Origin of the sequence: Planococcus shenhongbingii, from assembly GCF_030413635.1 — a bacterium.
Classification (GTDB): domain Bacteria; phylum Bacillota; class Bacilli; order Bacillales_A; family Planococcaceae; genus Planococcus; species Planococcus shenhongbingii.
The window spans coordinates 2353118-2370462 of the sequence record NZ_CP129235.1 but is presented as its reverse complement, the minus strand read 5'-3'; the positions used below and the strand labels follow the sequence as shown (position 1 = coordinate 2370462).

At 40.3% G+C, this 17345-nt stretch carries 26 protein-coding genes; 20 read left to right on the top strand and 6 right to left on the bottom strand.

Annotated features, from left to right (window positions below; all coding sequences use genetic code 11):
* Nucleotides 1-54: 54 nt before the first annotated feature.
* From QWY16_RS11700 to QWY16_RS11685, 4 genes are all read left to right on the top strand, one after another.
* Nucleotides 55-687, top strand: coding sequence for an HD domain-containing protein (locus QWY16_RS11700; RefSeq protein WP_300989400.1), 633 nt, complete (start codon nucleotides 55-57; stop codon nucleotides 685-687).
* Nucleotides 684-2567, top strand: a complete 1884-nt coding sequence (locus QWY16_RS11695) for an ABC-F family ATP-binding cassette domain-containing protein (protein WP_300989399.1) — start codon at nucleotides 684-686, stop codon at nucleotides 2565-2567. The genes QWY16_RS11700 and QWY16_RS11695 overlap by 4 nt, the downstream gene beginning before the upstream one ends.
* Before the next feature lie 129 nt (nucleotides 2568-2696).
* Nucleotides 2697-3827 carry a conserved virulence factor C family protein gene (locus QWY16_RS11690; RefSeq protein ID WP_300989398.1) on the top strand — a complete coding sequence of 377 codons (1131 nt, stop codon included), beginning with the start codon at nucleotides 2697-2699 and terminating at the stop codon, nucleotides 3825-3827.
* A gap of 695 nt (nucleotides 3828-4522) precedes the next feature.
* Nucleotides 4523-4846, top strand: a complete 324-nt coding sequence (locus QWY16_RS11685) for a hypothetical protein (protein ID WP_300989397.1) — start codon at nucleotides 4523-4525, stop codon at nucleotides 4844-4846.
* Between the two features lie 60 nt (nucleotides 4847-4906).
* Here the strand turns inward: QWY16_RS11685 and QWY16_RS11680 are convergent, their stop codons facing one another.
* Nucleotides 4907-5149 (bottom strand): hypothetical protein, encoded by a 243-nt coding sequence (locus QWY16_RS11680; protein ID WP_300989396.1) that lies wholly within the window; start codon nucleotides 5147-5149, stop codon nucleotides 4907-4909.
* A gap of 198 nt (nucleotides 5150-5347) precedes the next feature.
* Here QWY16_RS11680 and QWY16_RS11675 point away from each other — a divergent pair, with 198 nt between their 5' ends.
* Both QWY16_RS11675 and QWY16_RS11670 read left to right on the top strand, forming a co-directional pair.
* Nucleotides 5348-5659 (top strand): hypothetical protein, encoded by a 312-nt coding sequence (locus tag QWY16_RS11675; protein WP_300989395.1) that lies wholly within the window; start codon nucleotides 5348-5350, stop codon nucleotides 5657-5659.
* A 49-nt stretch (nucleotides 5660-5708) separates the two neighbouring features.
* Nucleotides 5709-6095: a VOC family protein gene (locus tag QWY16_RS11670; protein ID WP_300989394.1), complete on the top strand. Its 387-nt coding sequence runs from the start codon at nucleotides 5709-5711 to the stop codon at nucleotides 6093-6095.
* A gap of 87 nt (nucleotides 6096-6182) precedes the next feature.
* Here QWY16_RS11670 and QWY16_RS11665 read toward each other — a convergent pair whose 3' ends face one another.
* On the bottom strand, nucleotides 6183-6419 hold the full coding sequence (locus QWY16_RS11665) for a hypothetical protein (protein WP_300989393.1): 237 nt from the start codon (nucleotides 6417-6419) through the stop codon (nucleotides 6183-6185).
* A gap of 375 nt (nucleotides 6420-6794) precedes the next feature.
* Here QWY16_RS11665 and QWY16_RS11660 point away from each other — a divergent pair, with 375 nt between their 5' ends.
* A complete protein-coding gene (locus tag QWY16_RS11660) occupies nucleotides 6795-7007 on the top strand; it encodes a hypothetical protein (RefSeq protein ID WP_300989392.1) in 213 nt (70 codons plus the stop codon).
* A 269-nt stretch (nucleotides 7008-7276) separates the two neighbouring features.
* Here QWY16_RS11660 and QWY16_RS11655 read toward each other — a convergent pair whose 3' ends face one another.
* On the bottom strand, nucleotides 7277-7504 hold the full coding sequence (locus QWY16_RS11655) for a hypothetical protein (RefSeq protein ID WP_300989391.1): 228 nt from the start codon (nucleotides 7502-7504) through the stop codon (nucleotides 7277-7279).
* Nucleotides 7505-7940: 436 nt separating this feature from the next.
* On the opposite strand from QWY16_RS11655, the gene QWY16_RS11650 reads away from it, so the two are divergent.
* The 5 genes from QWY16_RS11650 to QWY16_RS11630 all read left to right on the top strand — a co-directional run bounded on the left by QWY16_RS11650 (nucleotide 7941) and on the right by QWY16_RS11630 (nucleotide 10913).
* Nucleotides 7941-8372 carry a RusA family crossover junction endodeoxyribonuclease gene (locus tag QWY16_RS11650; protein ID WP_300989390.1) on the top strand — a complete coding sequence of 144 codons (432 nt, stop codon included), beginning with the start codon at nucleotides 7941-7943 and terminating at the stop codon, nucleotides 8370-8372.
* A gap of 2 nt (nucleotides 8373-8374) precedes the next feature.
* Nucleotides 8375-8737 (top strand): hypothetical protein, encoded by a 363-nt coding sequence (locus QWY16_RS11645; RefSeq protein WP_300989389.1) that lies wholly within the window; start codon nucleotides 8375-8377, stop codon nucleotides 8735-8737.
* Nucleotides 8738-9071: 334 nt separating this feature from the next.
* On the top strand, nucleotides 9072-9467 hold the full coding sequence (locus QWY16_RS11640) for a hypothetical protein (protein ID WP_300989388.1): 396 nt from the start codon (nucleotides 9072-9074) through the stop codon (nucleotides 9465-9467).
* 570 nt (nucleotides 9468-10037) lie between these two features.
* Entirely contained in the window at nucleotides 10038-10415 is a 378-nt protein-coding gene (locus QWY16_RS11635) for a hypothetical protein (protein ID WP_300989387.1), read from the top strand.
* 147 nt (nucleotides 10416-10562) lie between these two features.
* Nucleotides 10563-10913, top strand: coding sequence for a hypothetical protein (locus QWY16_RS11630; RefSeq protein WP_300989386.1), 351 nt, complete (start codon nucleotides 10563-10565; stop codon nucleotides 10911-10913).
* A gap of 191 nt (nucleotides 10914-11104) precedes the next feature.
* Here the strand turns inward: QWY16_RS11630 and QWY16_RS11625 are convergent, their stop codons facing one another.
* Both QWY16_RS11625 and QWY16_RS11620 read right to left on the bottom strand, forming a co-directional pair.
* Entirely contained in the window at nucleotides 11105-11695 is a 591-nt protein-coding gene (locus QWY16_RS11625) for a DUF4393 domain-containing protein (protein ID WP_495885105.1), read from the bottom strand.
* A gap of 15 nt (nucleotides 11696-11710) precedes the next feature.
* The gene (locus QWY16_RS11620) at nucleotides 11711-11896 is read right to left on the bottom strand and encodes a hypothetical protein (protein ID WP_300989384.1); all 186 of its coding nucleotides are present in this window, start codon (nucleotides 11894-11896) and stop codon (nucleotides 11711-11713) included.
* Nucleotides 11897-12172: 276 nt separating this feature from the next.
* On the opposite strand from QWY16_RS11620, the gene QWY16_RS11615 reads away from it, so the two are divergent.
* The 5 genes from QWY16_RS11615 to QWY16_RS11595 all read left to right on the top strand — a co-directional run bounded on the left by QWY16_RS11615 (nucleotide 12173) and on the right by QWY16_RS11595 (nucleotide 14430).
* Nucleotides 12173-12421, top strand: a complete 249-nt coding sequence (locus QWY16_RS11615) for a hypothetical protein (protein WP_300989383.1) — start codon at nucleotides 12173-12175, stop codon at nucleotides 12419-12421.
* A gap of 109 nt (nucleotides 12422-12530) precedes the next feature.
* Nucleotides 12531-13280, top strand: a complete 750-nt coding sequence (locus tag QWY16_RS11610; protein WP_300989382.1) for a hypothetical protein — start codon at nucleotides 12531-12533, stop codon at nucleotides 13278-13280.
* A 67-nt stretch (nucleotides 13281-13347) separates the two neighbouring features.
* Entirely contained in the window at nucleotides 13348-13776 is a 429-nt protein-coding gene (locus tag QWY16_RS11605; protein ID WP_300989381.1) for a hypothetical protein, read from the top strand.
* Entirely contained in the window at nucleotides 13742-13996 is a 255-nt protein-coding gene (locus QWY16_RS11600; protein ID WP_300989380.1) for a hypothetical protein, read from the top strand. The genes QWY16_RS11605 and QWY16_RS11600 overlap by 35 nt, the downstream gene beginning before the upstream one ends.
* A gap of 101 nt (nucleotides 13997-14097) precedes the next feature.
* Nucleotides 14098-14430 (top strand): hypothetical protein, encoded by a 333-nt coding sequence (locus QWY16_RS11595; RefSeq protein ID WP_300989379.1) that lies wholly within the window; start codon nucleotides 14098-14100, stop codon nucleotides 14428-14430.
* Nucleotides 14431-14483: 53 nt separating this feature from the next.
* On the opposite strand, the gene QWY16_RS11590 is transcribed toward QWY16_RS11595, so the two are convergent.
* Nucleotides 14484-14810 (bottom strand): hypothetical protein, encoded by a 327-nt coding sequence (locus tag QWY16_RS11590; protein ID WP_300989378.1) that lies wholly within the window; start codon nucleotides 14808-14810, stop codon nucleotides 14484-14486.
* Nucleotides 14811-15136: 326 nt separating this feature from the next.
* Between QWY16_RS11590 and QWY16_RS11585 the strand changes: the two genes are divergently transcribed.
* The 3 genes from QWY16_RS11585 to QWY16_RS11575 all read left to right on the top strand — a co-directional run bounded on the left by QWY16_RS11585 (nucleotide 15137) and on the right by QWY16_RS11575 (nucleotide 17290).
* Nucleotides 15137-15574: a BrxA/BrxB family bacilliredoxin gene (locus QWY16_RS11585; RefSeq protein WP_300989377.1), complete on the top strand. Its 438-nt coding sequence runs from the start codon at nucleotides 15137-15139 to the stop codon at nucleotides 15572-15574.
* Nucleotides 15571-16350, top strand: coding sequence for a class I SAM-dependent methyltransferase (locus QWY16_RS11580; RefSeq protein WP_300989376.1), 780 nt, complete (start codon nucleotides 15571-15573; stop codon nucleotides 16348-16350). The genes QWY16_RS11585 and QWY16_RS11580 overlap by 4 nt, the downstream gene beginning before the upstream one ends.
* Nucleotides 16351-16693: 343 nt before the next feature.
* The gene (locus QWY16_RS11575; protein WP_300989375.1) at nucleotides 16694-17290 is read left to right on the top strand and encodes a YpjP family protein; all 597 of its coding nucleotides are present in this window, start codon (nucleotides 16694-16696) and stop codon (nucleotides 17288-17290) included.
* Nucleotides 17291-17345 lie beyond the last annotated feature (55 nt).

The window sequence follows — 17345 nt, the reverse complement described above, 5'->3', positions numbered from 1 at the left end:
GGACATTCAGACAAGGTTACAGGTTATAATAGAGCAAAAGGAGCCGAAAATCTTATGCATGAAACCATACAGCAATGCGAAACAGCAGTAAAAAAGATTTATGAAACATTTGATGCAAGCCATGACTGGCAGCATATCGAACGGGTACGGCAAAATGCCAAAGCTATTTTAAAGAAAGAAAAAGCGGACGCGTCGATTGTCGAACTGGCAGTGTTGCTGCATGATGTGTCTGATCCCAAATACAAAAAAGCGGATGAAGATTTAGAAACGGATATTCTGGAAAGCTTGAAGTTAAGTAAAGAGCAGAACAGCCAGATCAAAGAAATCATCCAGTCCGTATCCTTCAAAGGAGGCCATGGTGCTGTGCCCGCTACCATCGAAGCCCGCATTGTACAAGATGCGGACAGGCTCGATGCGATCGGCGCCATCGGCATCGCGCGCACGTTTGCATACGGCGGCGCTAAAGGCCGGAAGTTGTATAACTGGGAAGAAGAGCCGCGAAGCGAGATGACTGAAGACGAGTACCGTTCAAAACCGACAAGCAGCGCAACTCATTTTTACGAGAAATTATTGCTGTTGAAAGACCAGATGAATACCGAGACAGGGAAGCAAATTGCTGAAGAACGCCACCAATTTATGCTATCCTTTTTAAAGCAACTTATAAAAGAAACGGATGGGAATAAATGAGCCACTTAAACGTAACAAACTTAACAAAAACTGTAGGAGCTAAAACCCTTTTTAAAGACGTGGAATTTTCTTTGTATCCAGGTGAACGTGCAGGGTTGATCGGCGTAAATGGCACAGGGAAATCTACATTGATGTCAATTTTAGCTGAAGAAATAGAAGCGGATTCGGTCAATATGGATCATCCGAAAAAATATGCCATCACTTATTTGAAACAAGAGCCGGAGTTTGATGAGTCACTGACAGTGCTGGAAACGGTGTTTTCCGGCGACTCGCCGATTCTGGCATTAAACCGTTCCTATGAAAGAGCATTGAAAAATATGATGGTCGATTCCAGCTCTACGGAACTTCAGGATGAATTGATGAAAATCCAAGAAGGCATGGAACAGGAAAACGCTTGGGATATCAATGCGCTTGCAAAAACAGCTTTAACAAAGCTGGGCATAGACATGTTTGATCAATTGATCAGTGAGCTTTCAGGAGGCCAGCGGAAACGGGTAGCGTTGGCGAAAGCATTGATCGAGCCTGCTGATTTGATATTGCTTGATGAGCCGACCAACCATTTAGACGCGGCTTCAACCGAATGGCTACAGGAAACTCTGCTCCGCATGAACAGTGCCATGCTTTTCGTGACGCATGACCGGTATTTCCTGGACGCGGTTTCCACTCATATTTTCGAGCTGGCAGACCAGACGATGTATACGCATAAAGGAAATTACGGGGATTATTTGGAAAACAAAGCCATCCGTGACGAAATGGCAGCTTCATCCCAGCAAAAACTGGAAAACCGTTTCCGGTCAGAATTGAAATGGATTCGCCGCGGTGCGAAAGCCCGCTCGACGAAACAGAAAGCCCGCATCCAGCGCTTTGAAGAAATCAAAGAAAATGTACAGACTGAAAATGACAATACTTCATTGGAATTGTCCATGCAAAGCCAGCGCCTCGGCAAAAAAATCATTGAAGGCGAGAACTTGGGAATGGCGTTTGGCGACAACGTTATTTTCCGCAACTTCAATTTCCTGCTGCAAGGCGGTGACCGCATCGGAATTGTCGGGCCGAATGGCGCAGGAAAATCGACGCTGATGAAATTGATCGCCGGTGACTATGAGCCGACTGAAGGCAAATTGGATTACGGCAGCACCGTTAAAATCGCTCATTTCACGCAGCATTTGCCTGAAATGAATGAATCTCAGCGGATGATCGAATACATCCAGGAAATTTCAAGCGATTATGAAGCGGCAAAAGGAGTTCGATTGTCCGCTACGCAAATGCTGGAACGGTTCTTGTTCCCATCGAACGGCCATGGCACTCAAATCGGCAAATTGTCCGGCGGGGAGCGGAAGCGCCTGTACTTGCTGAAATTATTGATGGAACAGCCAAATATCTTATTATTGGATGAGCCGACGAACGATTTGGATATCCAGACCCTGTCCGTATTAGAGGATTTTTTGGAAAACTTCCCGGGCGTAGTCATCACGATTTCCCACGACCGTTTTTTCCTGGACCGGATTGCCCGCAAGCTATGGACGACCGGCACTGGAGAGATTTTAGAATACCAGGGCCTGTATACCGATTTCATCAAAGAAAAACCAGTTGCTGCTGAAGAGCCGAAAGCTGCCCCAGTGCAGGAAGCTCCGACACCCGCAAAAGTGGAAAAACCAAAAAAGAAAATGACCTTTAAAGAACAGCAGGAATACAAAACGATTCTTGATGATATCTCAGAAGTCGAATCCCAAATCGAAGAACGTGAAGCTGAAATGGCCAAAGCGGGTTCGGATTTTGAAATATTAAATAAGCTGACAGCAGACATAGATGCTTTAACTGCGCGATACGATGCGTTGATCGAGCGATGGACGCATCTTCAGGAAATGGCGGAATCATAAATAGAAAGACTTTAACAATGAAGTTTTTTTCTGCCACGGCACGTTAAGTCATTATATTGGCCTGTAACAGCTAGTCAGTATACGCCGCCAAAGAGAGGCAGCGTATACTAACCTCAGGAGGGATTACGCGTGAAAATTGTAACGATTGAACCAACACCAAGCCCGAATACGATGAAAGTCATTATTGACCAGGAATTGCCGTTCGGCAAAAGCCATAATTACCATAAAGACAATCTGGAAGGCGCCCCAAAAGAAATCCAAGCGATTCTTTCGATTGCCGGAGTCAAGGGCGTGTATCATGTAGCCGATTTTTTAGCAGTTGAAAGACTGGCCAAATTCGACTGGGAAACGATTTTGGCGGAAGTGCGCCGGGTTTTCGGCGACGACAGCGGCCATTCCAATGAAGAAATCGAAATAGATGAACATTTTGGGGAAATCTATGTACATGTTCAACAATTTAAAGGCATTCCTTTGCAAGTGAAAGTTTTTGACAGCCATTCTGAAAAACGCTTTGCGATGCCGGAAAACTTTGTTGCAGCGATGCAGGCAGTGCTGGACCCGACAGAAGAAAACTACTTGCTGCAACGAAAATGGGCGGATTACGGCGTCCGCTACGGCGAAAAAGAAGAAATCGGCCTAGGCATGGTAGAAGAGCTTGCAGCTGCCTACCCTCAAGAACGTTTGGATGCAATGGTCGAACAAAACCATTCCGAAGAGGCGGAGCCGATAGAACGGGGCCGGAAAGTGACATTGGAAGAATTCGATGTGCCGGATTGGGAAACCCGTTTCCAATTGCTCGAACAGATGAATGAAGGGGAACTCAGCGATTTGGCGCTCTTGGCAAAAGCTTTGGACGATGAAAAAATGTCCATCCGTAGGCAGGCAGCTATTTATCTAGGCGATATCCGTGATAAAGCGGTTGTCCCGCTACTGGAAAAAGCGATGAGAGATAAAAGCTGGGCTGTCCGTAGAACTGCTGGAGATACAATCAGCGATCTCGGCTTTGAAGAGTTCGAGCCAATCATGATGGAAACCTTAAAAGATAAAAATAAACTGGTCCGTTGGCGTGCGGCGATGTTCTTATACGAAACAGGAACAGAAGCATCATTGCCAGCATTGAAAGAAGCGGAAAACGATCCGGAGTTTGAAGTGAAACTCCAGATTAAAATGGCAATTGCCCGCATCGAACAAGGGGAAGACGCAAAAGGTTCGGTGTGGAAGCAAATGACCGAAGCACGACAAGCTATGAAAGAAGAATAGAGCGGAAGCCGGTACATTTCGATGTGCCGGCTTTTTTCATTTCGCTCCAGGGCGGACGCTTTTCGCGGGAGGCGGCCAAAGCCTCCTCGCTCGCTGGCGAAGACCGTGTGCTCCTGCATCGCTGCGCTAGCTTCGTCGCAAATGAACGGGGCAAACTGCTTTTGCCCCATTCATTCCCTGCGGGGTCTCAGGACTCGCCCTATTCCCGCAGAAGTCGCCGCCTTCCGCTGCATTCTGCTCTTTTTTGTCACCTTTTGTCACCTTTTGTGATTCTCTAAAAACGGTGATTGTTTGAGAAACTCTTCTCTTATTTGTTCCCGCTCTCCAGATATGAAGCCAACCAGCGGAGGAAACCGTACTGCTCCTGCAGCGCTGCGCGCTTCGTCGCAAAGACTTGGCCTCGCAGGCGTCGGCCAATGTCTTGCCTGCGGGAAAGCGAGACAGCCGAGACCCTGCAGGAGCGCAGCGACGAAGCGGCTTGGCGCTCGCCCGCGGCAAGCGCAGCTGGTTAGCGGAATATCGGTTAAAGGATGATACCTAATACAAATCTCAACTTTCTCAACAAGTTGGAAAAGCCGGCACATTTTGATGTGTCGGCTTTTTGTTTTGCCTAAAAGGTTTTCCGAAGCCCCGAAAGAGGTAAACTGCATGAAACTATATTTATTCAACAGTTAATTGCGAATAGGGGTGTATTTATGGGCAAAGATCTTGAAATGGAAAATGAAATTTATTCAATTGAATTGCTGTGCCAAGGCAAGTATGAATCCTGGGATTTTGAAAGTGAGACCAAGCGGAACTGGTTTTTCGAAAAAGTGAAAAAAGAGTTTGCAGGACATGAAATCCATGAAAAGGAAGAAGATGTCGACGACTCAAAAATTGCACAGCTATCTGCAACCAATTTGCAGATAAAAAGTGATGGCGTTTCACAAGTAGTTCCTTACGTTTGGTATGAGGCCAATCTTTTTGAGGAAATGCTGGAATTTATTAACCGGAAGTATGAACAGAAACATTCGCATTAATGAAGTTCTTCAGGGAAGAATGCAAAAGGTGATTTGAGGCAAAAAAAACCTCCTGAAGGTTCAGGAGGTTTGGGTTTGTGTGTTTGGGTTGATGGCTTGATGGATGGCAGCAGCTGCCGCTTCAAAACAGTCGAAATACTCGACCTTCGCTGTGTCAATAAAAGTCACTTCCAGAGTGCGCGTGTTTTTTACGCATTTTACGGTGAGACAAGCTTTCTCTCCTCTGTGAAACGACTGAACAATATTGACAGTGTGGTAAAAACGCATAGTTTTTAAAAGCTCTTTAATGCTCTCAAATGACATTTGCATTCTCCTTTCCGTAAATGGAAAGCGACTAAGAAAAGTCAAAAAGAATCCATGTAATTCATTAACTCCACTATAACACCATTTCTTATGCATTTGTGGATTTTACAGGAAAGAAATGTAAATGAAATATATGAAAACTGACAGTTGTTAACATTAATGATTTGGAAGACACATCAGAAAGGTGTGAGTTGAGTTATGGAAATTGCAGTGCATATTGTACCTCCAGGTGGCGGGGAAATGCAATTCACCATTCCCATATCGGAGGAATCATTTTATCGTCCTATCCCTGGGGACTACTTGAACTTCCGGGAAGACGACGGCTTAAGTGCATTTTATGTGCTTGAAATCCATCATTTTTATGAAAAATTAGATGCCAGATATATGGCGGAAAATATTGTAATTGAAGCGGAGCCGGTAATTTTGCCGGAAGGCATTGGTTCAGAAGCTCACAAAAATCTATGCGAATCGATGAATGTATCCAGGAGATATCCGGACAATAGAAGTTGAATGGCTTTAGAACAGATGATTAATTTCTGTAGAAGGCGAGGGGGCCGAAATGGAGAGGCAGCAAAACGATCCAATCCCAGGAACCATCATTTCCGCTGATTTAACGGTAAAAACAACAGATCAAGTACGTGATTTTTACAAACAAGTTATAGGTTGGGAACATAGCGGTTTGAGCATGGGGAGTTATGAAGACTATGTCATGACCGCAGATGACGGAACTCCTGTTGCCGGCATTTGCCATCCTGAAAGCCAAAATGCAGGGCTTCCGGCTGTCTGGCTGGTTTATTTTGGCGTTAAAGATTTAAAAACAAGCATCGAAGCGTGCAGAACAATGGGAGGCAAAATCCATTTTGAATCGAAAGAACTTGGCCGGGCTGGAAGCTATGCGGTAATTGAATATCCTGAAGGAGCTTATTGCGCTATTACTCAAATATGAATAAACAGAAGAGAATAGCCTTTGGATGCATCAAAGGCCGGCAAGCAAAGTGAAGAAACTCAAAAAGCAAAAAAAATAGCCATAGGCTTAAATCCCAGGCTTGAATTGATCATCGATTAAGGATGGATGTTCCAAGTAATAATCAATATTGGTATTCAATGGCAGCAGCATATCAATGCGGTTAATCTTTAGATGATCTCCGTTCCACATCAAGTGTTTTTCCAAAATCCGCTGTTTGATGCGCTTATTTTTTGCCCAACGCCGTGCAGTTAAATTGTATTTTTTGCTTAAAAGATAGATCTCTACATCTTGAACTGAATCCATCGTTCACAGCTCCTTTTTTCTATAGTCAATGGTTCACAAATTACGTTTTCCTGTAGAAATGAAACATAGCGCCGGCCATTATTTTGTCTATAATAATATGATAATTGGCGAAAAACAACCATGAACGGTATAGGCAGAACAGACTGTCATAAAAAGGACAAACACCTGTTCAAGAATTGGTCAAATATGAAAGTTCAGCCAGGTCTGGAGCTGTTTACGCATAAGAGTGAATGACACTATTTGAATGGGCTAAATAACTTGTTCATTTGAGAAAAGAAGGAAATTTTATTTTGAACAACATCTTTCGAAACCAATAATTTTCAGGAGGATACCATTATTAAATGTCGAATAATTCTGACATAGGAAGGAGGAAAAATGGTGACTAAGCATTATCCCAGCAAACGACTCGTAGTCAGAAACGATCAAGGGCTTTTTGCTGCAGAATTTTGGCATGAAAGAGATACAGGGTATGTAGTTGTTGCAGAATTGATTAGTGGAGAAAACCATAAAGGTTTTTATACATTCGATGAAATTAATGAAGAAATTATTGATGAAGCAGTGAACCAGTTCATCAAAGAATTTAAATGAGATAGAAGGACGTCCAAACGGGCGTTCTTTTTTTACGTAAATTCAGAGGGAGAACTTTTTCGGAAGCCATCAATGATTCGCTTCTGCAGGCGGCGATAATGCATATGTGAATTAAGAAAATGCAAGAGGGTAAATTATCTGCGACAAGACCAAGTTTCTCTTTGTTGAGGCAGTTAAGATAGAGTTTTATATACAGCCAATTAATACTCTGCATCGTTGAACCCCGCCTCCTTCTTTTTCTATGTATGTCATAATGCTTTTGGCTTTAATCAATATAATTGTACGTTGATAAAGGAAGGGTTCAATAGATAATCATCGATGCTTTCTTCCAAAGATTGAACGAGATCTGGCCGGTTAATTGTAAGATGATAATCGTTAACGGAAGTATGGAGGTCTAATATTCGCTGTTTTATACCGGCTTCTTTAATCCAGCGCCTGGCAGTTACATTATCTTTTTTGGTTAGAAGAATTCTTTCTACATCAAAAACTGTGTCCATTTCTATTTCTCCTTAAGTAACTGTAGTCAGGCAGTAAGTCCTGATACTATTATACTGATAATGAAAAAACGTTTACAATAAGACATACCCCTTAACATTTGTTCAATTTGTGAACGGTCGTTCAATTTTTTTTAATTGAAGAAAAATTTTCGAACTTAATTTGAACCAAGTTATAACAATGATTTAAACAAAAAAATGTTAGCAGAAGTGGAGAATTCCCCTTCTGCTACTTTTTTTTGTTCTCATATTCTTTAATTAGATATTAGGTTCACTAGCTAGCCGGGAACCGGCCCGCTTTGGCTTTTCCTTGGCGTGTGGATGCATAACTGTTTTGTGCTCTTGCATTTTAGTAGTGAACTACATGTGAAAACATAAAGAAACGAAATTTCTCTAAATCCAAATCATAAGAGATGAAGAAATCGCTTATCAGGAAAAGATGAAAAAGATATTATTTGAAATCCTGGGCGATCCAGTCGCTCAGGGGAGACCAAGAGCCGGTAAGACATTTACCGGCAAAACGGTTCTTTATGACCCAGCTAAGTCCAGAAACTTTAAAGAGTATGTCCGGATGGTGGCAGCACAACATGCGCCGAAAAAGCTTATAGAAGGGCCGATTCACTTGAATATGGACTTCTATCGTTCGCCTCCGAAGAAATACCAGACCAAACCGAAAATGGCTCTTATCGAAAGCGGCCAGCTCCTTCCTACGAGCAAGCCTGATCTCGACAACCTGGCAAAGGGCGTCAAAGATGGTCTTTCCAAAATTATCTGGCAGGACGATAGCCAAGTGGTCAGCATGAATGTTCGAAAGTTCTATAGCATGACGCCGAAAGTGGTTGTGCATATTTCGTATTTCGAGGAGGGGTGATTTTGATAGATATTCTCGAAAACAAGAACCGTGAACAAGCCGCCGCGGCATTAAAGGAGTTATACGAGCAGGGCTATAGATATGTGACGAGGGAGGAAGATTCAGAATTTCTTGTGTGTTTTACTTTAAAACCGAAAAAATACCGTGAAATTGGCTGGGGATATGCAGATCCTGAAGACCCAAGAGTGAAAATGGCTTATCCGTTTAAAAATATGGATATAACCGAGATTAATTGGAGCGACAGGTCAGCGACATGGATTTCAGATTTTCTTGAAAAGGAGGAAGGAAATGATCTTAGCATTCAAGATTATCTTGTTAATTATTATGATCATCAGTTTCATGGGAACAATTGCAGACTCGGATGAAAAACTGAGAAATTCCATGACGGCCATCTGTATTGCATCGATTTTAGCAGCGACTATATCATTTATCGGAATGTAGAACGAAACTGATAAGGAGGAATATAAATGGCTATAACCTTGAAAGATTTTCAAGAAATGCAAGTCGACCGCATTTATCGAATTAACAATCTTTATTTATTGTTCGACGGGAACAAGCTTATATCAAAATAACCACAAGAAATGTTTTGGCATCCCTTCAATGAACTTGACGACTTTTTTATCAAAATCAGAGATAAAGAGCTTGTGAAGACAGACAAGATTATGTCTTAGTACGAACGTTAGGCGAAGGAGGATCGCCATGAATTACTACCTGTTTGAAGCAAAGGATTTCGAATTGAACCTGGTGTTTGTGGAAGAGGAATTGCAAACATTCCAGGAGCTTTGGGAAGACAACGTCAGTTTAAAGCATATTGCGAAACAGATGCGGCGTCATCCGTCAGAGATTGCACTGCTAGTATTTGATCATGCAGAGCGAGGATTAATCAAGAAACGCAACGAGGACTATTCGGGCTTTGAGGGAGGCAGAATAATGGCACAAGAAGAAACTAATTTGCGATTACAGGATGTAAAAATTTCGGAGACAGGAATTTTAAAATTGGATATAATGGAATTACCTAAAAGATGCGTTCTGGTTATTTCAGAAGGCAAGGTGAAAATAGCGGCTTTACATCCACATGCTGAAATTCCCTTGTAGCAACGGCATGTCCCCACTGATTAATTACTTCAGACAGTTTGACATGGGTTATCTCAATTCTATTTGGAACAGCTCCAGTGCGGCTTAAGCATTCATTGGTCTCATTGTTACGACCTGTTAAGTTATGTCGGTTTGTTACCAAATACGGAGTATTTGAAGGGCTTTCCATTAGAAAACCTGTTCCGGAAGAAATTTTTTGGTCATTATAGAACATTTCGATATATAGAGAAAACAAACTTGGCGTAGATATCAAAATACATTCTCCTCTCATTTAGAAAAATCATACAATTCGGAGGCGATAGTTTGCAAGGGAAAACCGATGAACTACTGGATTGTTTAAGAGAAGCATTTGAAAAGGAACTAATAAAAATTGAAATTCAAGAACGCTTTCACCATGACATTTCCAACAAGAAATTAATTATTACTATCGAAAGTAAAGTAGTTTATGATTCGTGTATATAAATGGTGAAATGAAACTAAGGTGTTTACAGTGAAGTAAGAGTAATGAAAAAAATTAAAAGGAATTCTCCCTCTTTTGTAGAATATTGGTAAAGGGGGAGAGGTGATTAAATGAATGAAAAAAGCTTGAAAGGCTTCTTTGTAAGTTTTATTGTTTTATTTATAATTGACAACTTAATCTTGCGGAATCTAAGTTCGGTTCATTGGAGTATAGGGTTAGTTTTTTTAATTTTGTTCTGCTTATTAGGCGGTTACGTTTTTTACGTTACATCTAAGCAAGTAAATCCTATAATGGGCGGAGCTTCAACTTTATTATATTTAATTCTAGTTGATATGGTTTTTGGAAAAGAATATAGGGGTAACTTTGTGGATGATTACGGATACTATATCGTCGGTTTCTTCTTAGGGATCGTCGGTTTATTTTTAGCCACAAAAGTACATTTTGCTAACAACCCTGAAGAAGAAATTAATGGAAGTGCTAGCCAGTAGGAACAAAAAGTGCGATACCACATATAAGATGGAAAAGGATTGTAGAAGAAATGGAAAAACGCAACCTGGCACACTTGATAACTAACCCGTGGTTTACCCAAAAGGGATATCCCTTACTAACAATCGACAACAAAGGAGACACATCGCATGAATATTATCGAATGGATCGTGGATTTTTTCGAATTCTTTAAAATTCCCATCGGGTTGCTAATACTAATCCTGTTAGGATATAGAGAATTAAAAAAAGACCCCAACAAATACGCAAACAACAGCACCCTTAAAGAATTTATGGACGATTACTCAAACGACTCCGGCTATTCCAGCAATAACCATCACCATCAGCGCAATAACGAACCGGATTTTAGCTACATGAGCCACGATGAACCAGAAGAACCGGAACGCGATCTCCTGCGAGACGGCTGGAACGGCGAAGAACTTGACCCAACAAATCCCGACCACTACGCCGTATACGACATGTACGACGACCGCAACAACTGACCCATCACATTCCAATCAACGAAAGGAGATTTTCACATGACTGAGAATCAAAACAACAACGCAATCATCAACCCGCTCGTCAAATTGTTTGACACCTTTAACGTAAAATCCGACGCACTTGTCACGCAATAGGAACAAACTACAGATTAAAATAAAAAACAACTACCCTAATCTGGTAGTTGTTTTTTATTTCACGAAGTTGTACAAGCAGAAACGAATTTTTGTCCAAATTCAGTTCTACTAGAGACATACTTTGAATATTCAACTTTTCTTTCACTCAAATCGATACCAGACACAACTTGCTGGATAGTAGGAGAATAAATTAAATTTTCATATCTGTAGTCGTCTACCACTTCAGTTTGATTGTTAATTTCGATAAGCCCTAATCTAGAAAGATTTTCAATGTAAGATGATGACATTTCAGGATGTTTACAACCTAATAAGTAAGGTATGTTTGAAAAGTTTCTTTTAAGTTCTATGAAACTCTCTCCCTTTTCCAAATCAACCGATTTAACACTAAGTAATGCGTGATAACCACTAGTTCGCATAGCAGACATAATAATTGCCTCATCTGGTGAAAGTTGTTTAATAATCTCTACGAAAGATGGGTGTGCTTTTTCAGCTTCTTCACTATTCATTGCGGTAGCCAGTAACGAAGAAAACATTTCTCTGATCTCCTCATGATGAGCAGAAAATCTTAAAGCTTCAATGGCTGGACCGGCTACTGAAGCATCTGGAGTAATAATATTTTCTTCTGGCACACTTTTTAATTTTTTTGCTATGCTAGAATCAAGATATTAAGAAATTCTTTCGTAACCCCAAACAAGACCTGACAATGGTGCTAATGCCATGTTTACTGTTTTAGCTAGGACCACAAATCCTTTACTCAGTTCTTGTGCAGCTGGTTGTAACGCATCTTCATAAACCGGTACTGCTTCAACAATACCTTTTATAGCATCTGCTGTATCTTTAATATTACTCATTTTTTCACCTCTCCTTAAAGGAGTTTACTAGAATTTCCAATAAAAAACGATAGCAAATATTTAGGAGGAAATAAATTGAAACTCTTAAAACAACTATGGCGCTATGTTATGGTGAGTTTTTATATTAGGAGAGCTGAAAAATTCAATGGTCAATCAATTGTCAGCAGTTTCTACTATGGCAAAGCCAAGTCTTATGGAAATAAAAATTAGTTTTGAAAATTAAAGGAATTCTTTTCCTTTTGTCGAATACTGGTTAATGAAAGGTAGGGGAGTAATATGGCGCATGAAAAATATATTGTTCAAGTATTAAAAACGATAGATGAAGGCAAGGTTCCTTCTAAAGAAAATTACGATTTGACTCAAGAACAATGGGGAGAGGTAGCGGAGACTATTATAGAAACCAATTTAGCTGAAGGGGTTTCAGTTTCCCGTGGCGGACAGGGCAATAGAGTTCATATAGTATGGTATGAAAATGCCACACTTACAAACACTGGTCGAGTATTTTTAGAACAATATAATAAATAAAAAGAGTGTCCCACAAGGGCGCTCTTTTTATTTAATAAACTCTATTCTATTATTTAACATTTTGTTACTATAAAAAGGTAATAAAATATGTAGAATCTGGAGAGTGTCCATGGCGATTGAAAATATTAGTATTACCGCAGCTGTACCGGTTATAATTATTTTTCTTAAATTGGTTCTAGATACAGTTGGTATGTTTACAGTAGAAAAAATATTAATGACAAATTTCAAAAGAATTACTATCTATTCAGCACAAATTCTTGTTTTAAGTATCCTTTCCCAAATAATATTAATTCCTTTCCAAAGCAAGATTGAAGTTAATGAGTCTGTAGCCCAACCGTTAATTATTAGTTTGATAGCTATGGCCATAACAATAACGATAGCTTTTTTAAGTGTCTGGGCACTGGGAAAACTCTTTGGTATAAAAATAGGCTTCTATATTGAAAATAAAGAAGCCAATGAGAAGTGGATTATTAAAAGAATGGTAGCGAACAATAAGTTATTAGTTTCCAAGGACATAAATAGCTTTAAATTTATTGATTTAGATTCTATGAATGATAGAGAGATTCATAGGTTTTATGAAAAAAAGAAGGTAATTTGGGGGCAAAACTTCTTATCTCATAATGCTAAAGCTTTCCAATTTTTATTAGCAGTTGTGTTGCTAGTTACTTCACTTGCCGCCTTATTCATCGTGGAACCTGGTGGACTCACTGAAACTGTTGTAATGATAGGATTGCTAATCGAGTATCTTAGTATGATGTATATTTTTTCTGCTATTAATAATGCAAAAATAATGAAGGAAGTAGATGGCGAAAACCCATTAACTAGTAATGTAAATCAAATTGCTAGTTATGATGTTTAATAGTCTAAATTAGAAGGACGCCTATAAAGGCGCTCTTTTTCATTTGCCAAAAAGAGAGAAAAGGGAGATGGGGATGCCAGGTAAAGGGGATGAGCTAGGCATGTTTAAAACGGTGGAGCAACACGATCTTTTAATTAAAGGGGACATCTTGCCTCGTTTAGAAAAAGTCGAACTGATTCAGTCTGAAACCAAAAGCGAGATCCAGGATGTAAAGTCTGAGGTTCTGGGAGTTGAAACTGAAGTGACGACAATTCGAAGCGCAATGTCTGGCATAGAGTTGACCGTGTTAAAGGACGGCGCACAAACAAGGGCTTTGTTACACCGGTTCGTTGATCACTACTTTGATTCCGACGGTAAAGCTTTTGTCAGTCGGGAAACGGCGACGAAAATAAAGTTCGGTACGAAAGAAAAAGTATGGCTTGCCGTCATCGCTGTATTTGCCAGTGGAGGCGTGACGATAATTGGCAATGTGGTTGTGGCTTATATTAATCGATAAAATGAGAAAAGATGGATTTGAATTGATTACTCAAAAAATTATTCTTTGTCCTAACAATCATAAAAACTTATCTTTCTCATTAGATGCTCCTATCGAAGAATATTTTGAATGCTTTTGTGGAGAAGAAGGGTTTGAACCAGACAATTTTTTATTAACCTTTAAGTTTACAGATAATTTTAGAAACGAAATACTAAAAAAAAAACATCTGATATTGGCATAGCTAAACAAAAAATACCAACAAGTATGGCAAGTCAAAGAACTATGAATGATTTGCTAGCTAAGGGGTTATTTCAAGACATTGGAAAAGGAGTTTTTGTTTACGTGGATAATCGACAAGATATTAAAGATAGTTTTAATAATTCAACATATGGAAACTTGAATGTAAAGGGCGACAATGTTAAACAACAAAACATTAACATTAGAAACAAAGATCAAGAAAAAGCATTTTTAGAACTATTTGATTACATTAATTCTTTAGAGGACGAATCAAAGAAAGTACAAGCCCATTATAATGCAGAAGAATTAAAACTAGCGATAGAAGAAGGAAATGATACTAAAGCTAAAAAGTTATTTGGTTTTCTCCAAAGTTCTTTAGGGAATATTTCTGCCCTAATTACTATAGGTCAATTTGCTGGACTTCCACCTTTAATATGAAAAAAACAAGAATATAAAAGTAGCCCTTTACCTTTTTAGGTAGAGGGCTACTTTTATTGAACAAAATTGCTATTTATATCGTTCGTTAGGCTTCCATTCATCAGCAGCATCAAATCAATCGCCGACATAGTTGGCGCATCTTCCGCAAATTTCTTTGCGCTATTGAAGTTCGGAAAAGCGAATGCTTGCAGCTCATCATCGATGTAGCATTCATCTTCTTTTATCGTGATCAAGTAAAACCGGACTATCGATTGTTTGGCCCCTTCGAAATAATCTTCACCAACAATCATTACGCCCATATCCATATTCACGGGGCTGATCAAGGTCTCCAATATTTCCATTCCTTTTAGTTCCTCAGGTAAATCCCACTTAGCTTTCATCAACTTCTCCCTCTTTTTTGTGTAACTGTTTTTTCTATCGTAACGAATTGCTAGAAAGACCACAATGAGCCGTTTTTGATTTTTTAACGGGAATAATTCACGTTTATAGGTATCAAACGTGATGTTTAGATAGGTGAAATGAAAATATAATATATAGAAGGAAGTTTAAAAAAGAAGAAAGTGATATCGAAAAAATAACGAAAACAAACATAAAAGTAACATAAAATACGAAAAACTATGAAAGTACGGGGTGTGTGGGTTAGAATAAAAAGGAGAAAACGCTATATACCAAGCGGAAAAGAGATTATACGAAAGTAGGGGAAACAATGAACGCATATGATGAATACATGAAAGGCATCGTTGTACCGATGCGCCAGGAATTGACTGCCAATGGATTTAAAGAGCTTTTGACTGCTGAAGAAGTCAACGAGCATATGGCAGAAGCTAAAGGAACGAGTTTAGTGGTCATCAACTCTGTCTGTGGCTGTGCGGCCGGTTTGGCTCGTCCTGCAGTAATTGAAGCAATCCAGGCTACTGATGCGAAGCCGGATCATCTGGTGACGGTTTTTGCCGGGCAGGATAAAGAAGCAACTGCTCAAATGCGCAATTATTTTGATGAGATTCCACCTTCTTCACCGTCGATTGCGGTGCTGAAAGACGGGGAACTGGCATACTTTATTCCACGTGAACAAATTGAAGACCACGATGTAGACCATATCCGTGACCATTTGACGCAAGTGCTGGAACAGGTAAAAGCTCAGTGAAGACAATCGTCACAACAGCATACCGGCCGAATGAACGGACGGACCGGCTGGCAGTGAAAACGGCAAAAGACCTTTCCATACCGTTTGTGCTGCGGAAAAAGCGTTCGATTGAAAAAATCCATGCGGAAGAATGCGTGGATGTGCTGGTTGCGGCAAAAGAACGTCTCGAGTTTTACCCATTGGGTAAAACCGAGCCGTTCTTTTTTCATCCGAATTCATCGGCTTTCCGGACCAAGCGGCCTATCGAAGAGGACCCGCTTATCGATGTATCTGGCCTTGAAGAAGGAGACGTTTTTCTCGACTGTACGCTCGGTATGGCGTCAGATGCGATTGTGGCATCATACCGAGTAGGCAGCCGGGGGAGAGTCATCGGCTGTGAAAGCCATCCGGCTATGGCATATGTGATCAAGCAAGGATTGCAAAGCTATGAGGCAATGCCGCATTTAACGGATGCTATGAAGCAAATCGAAGTCATGTCCAATAACGCCGTCGATTTTCTGAAGACTTTGGAGGATAATTCGATTGACGTGGTTTATATGGATCCGATGTTCACAGAAGAAATTTCAGAAGCCTCCAATTTCAAATCGATCCGGGCATCAGCTGACAACGGGCAGCTGACCGCTGAATGGGTAGCTGAAGCGGTCCGGGCGGCGCGCAAGAGCGTTGTGCTGAAAGCCCACTTCCGGTCTAGCGATTTTGAAACGTTCGGTTTTAACAGAAGAGTGCGGCCCAATACTAAATTCCATTACGGTGCCATTGACTGCCGAATAAAATAGACCAAGAAAGGGTGCGGAATAATCAATTCCGCACCCTTTTTTATTCAATATTTTAGCATAATAAAAAACTGCAGCAATGAGCCGCAGTTTTTCATTTCCTGTATATAGGATGTTTGAATTTAGTCTGTGAAGTTCAATGAAGTCAAATATCCTAGCAAAAATAATAGTCCAATACCGATTAGCAATGATGCATCCATGAATAAATCCTCCTTTTTCGAAAAAACAGAGCTATATGATTAATATTATTGTACAATGAATTTCAAGAAGATGAAACCTTTACAGGCGAAATTCGTATAATTTAGAAAGCGCGTTACTAAATTGTTCAAAATTGAAGGTGATATGGATGAAGAAGTGGTGGCAAAAGTCACTGATGATTGCAGTTGCTGTTTTGACTTTGGGAGTAATATCCCCCAACCATCTGATTTGGGAAACTTTATTAGATGAAAAATCACATAACGACTCGCAGGCATCAACTGGCAATGACAAACAATATAGCTATGACTGGATTGACCCGAGCGAACTGTATTACAGCGCCCAACCGTCAATATTGGAGACTGTACATCAATCTGCTGAAGAACAGGCTTATCTGAAATTCGGTTCTAAAATCGGTCCGGTGATCAGCGATGAGTTCAAGACGGCCATTTTGCCGAATATCCAGCAGGCGATTGATATGCATTTAGCAGGATTGGATGGCGAAAAATTACGCAAACTGGCGATTTCAGAAAAACCATCCGGCGACCATGCAGAAAAGATTTTCCATATTTATGATACGGAAACTTTAAAAGATGCAATCCGTTTCCATGTCCGAACCGAGAAAAAACCGCTCGAAGGCTATTTCTTCAATTTCCATTACCATGTAGCGGACGATAATTTTCAGCAGCATATAGCACTCGGAGACATCTATTGGTCCAAGAACACGCCGCCGAAATGGTTATCTTAAAACGATTGTTATTGAAATAGGAGATTTTAAATTGAATAAGCGATTTTAAAGGCCT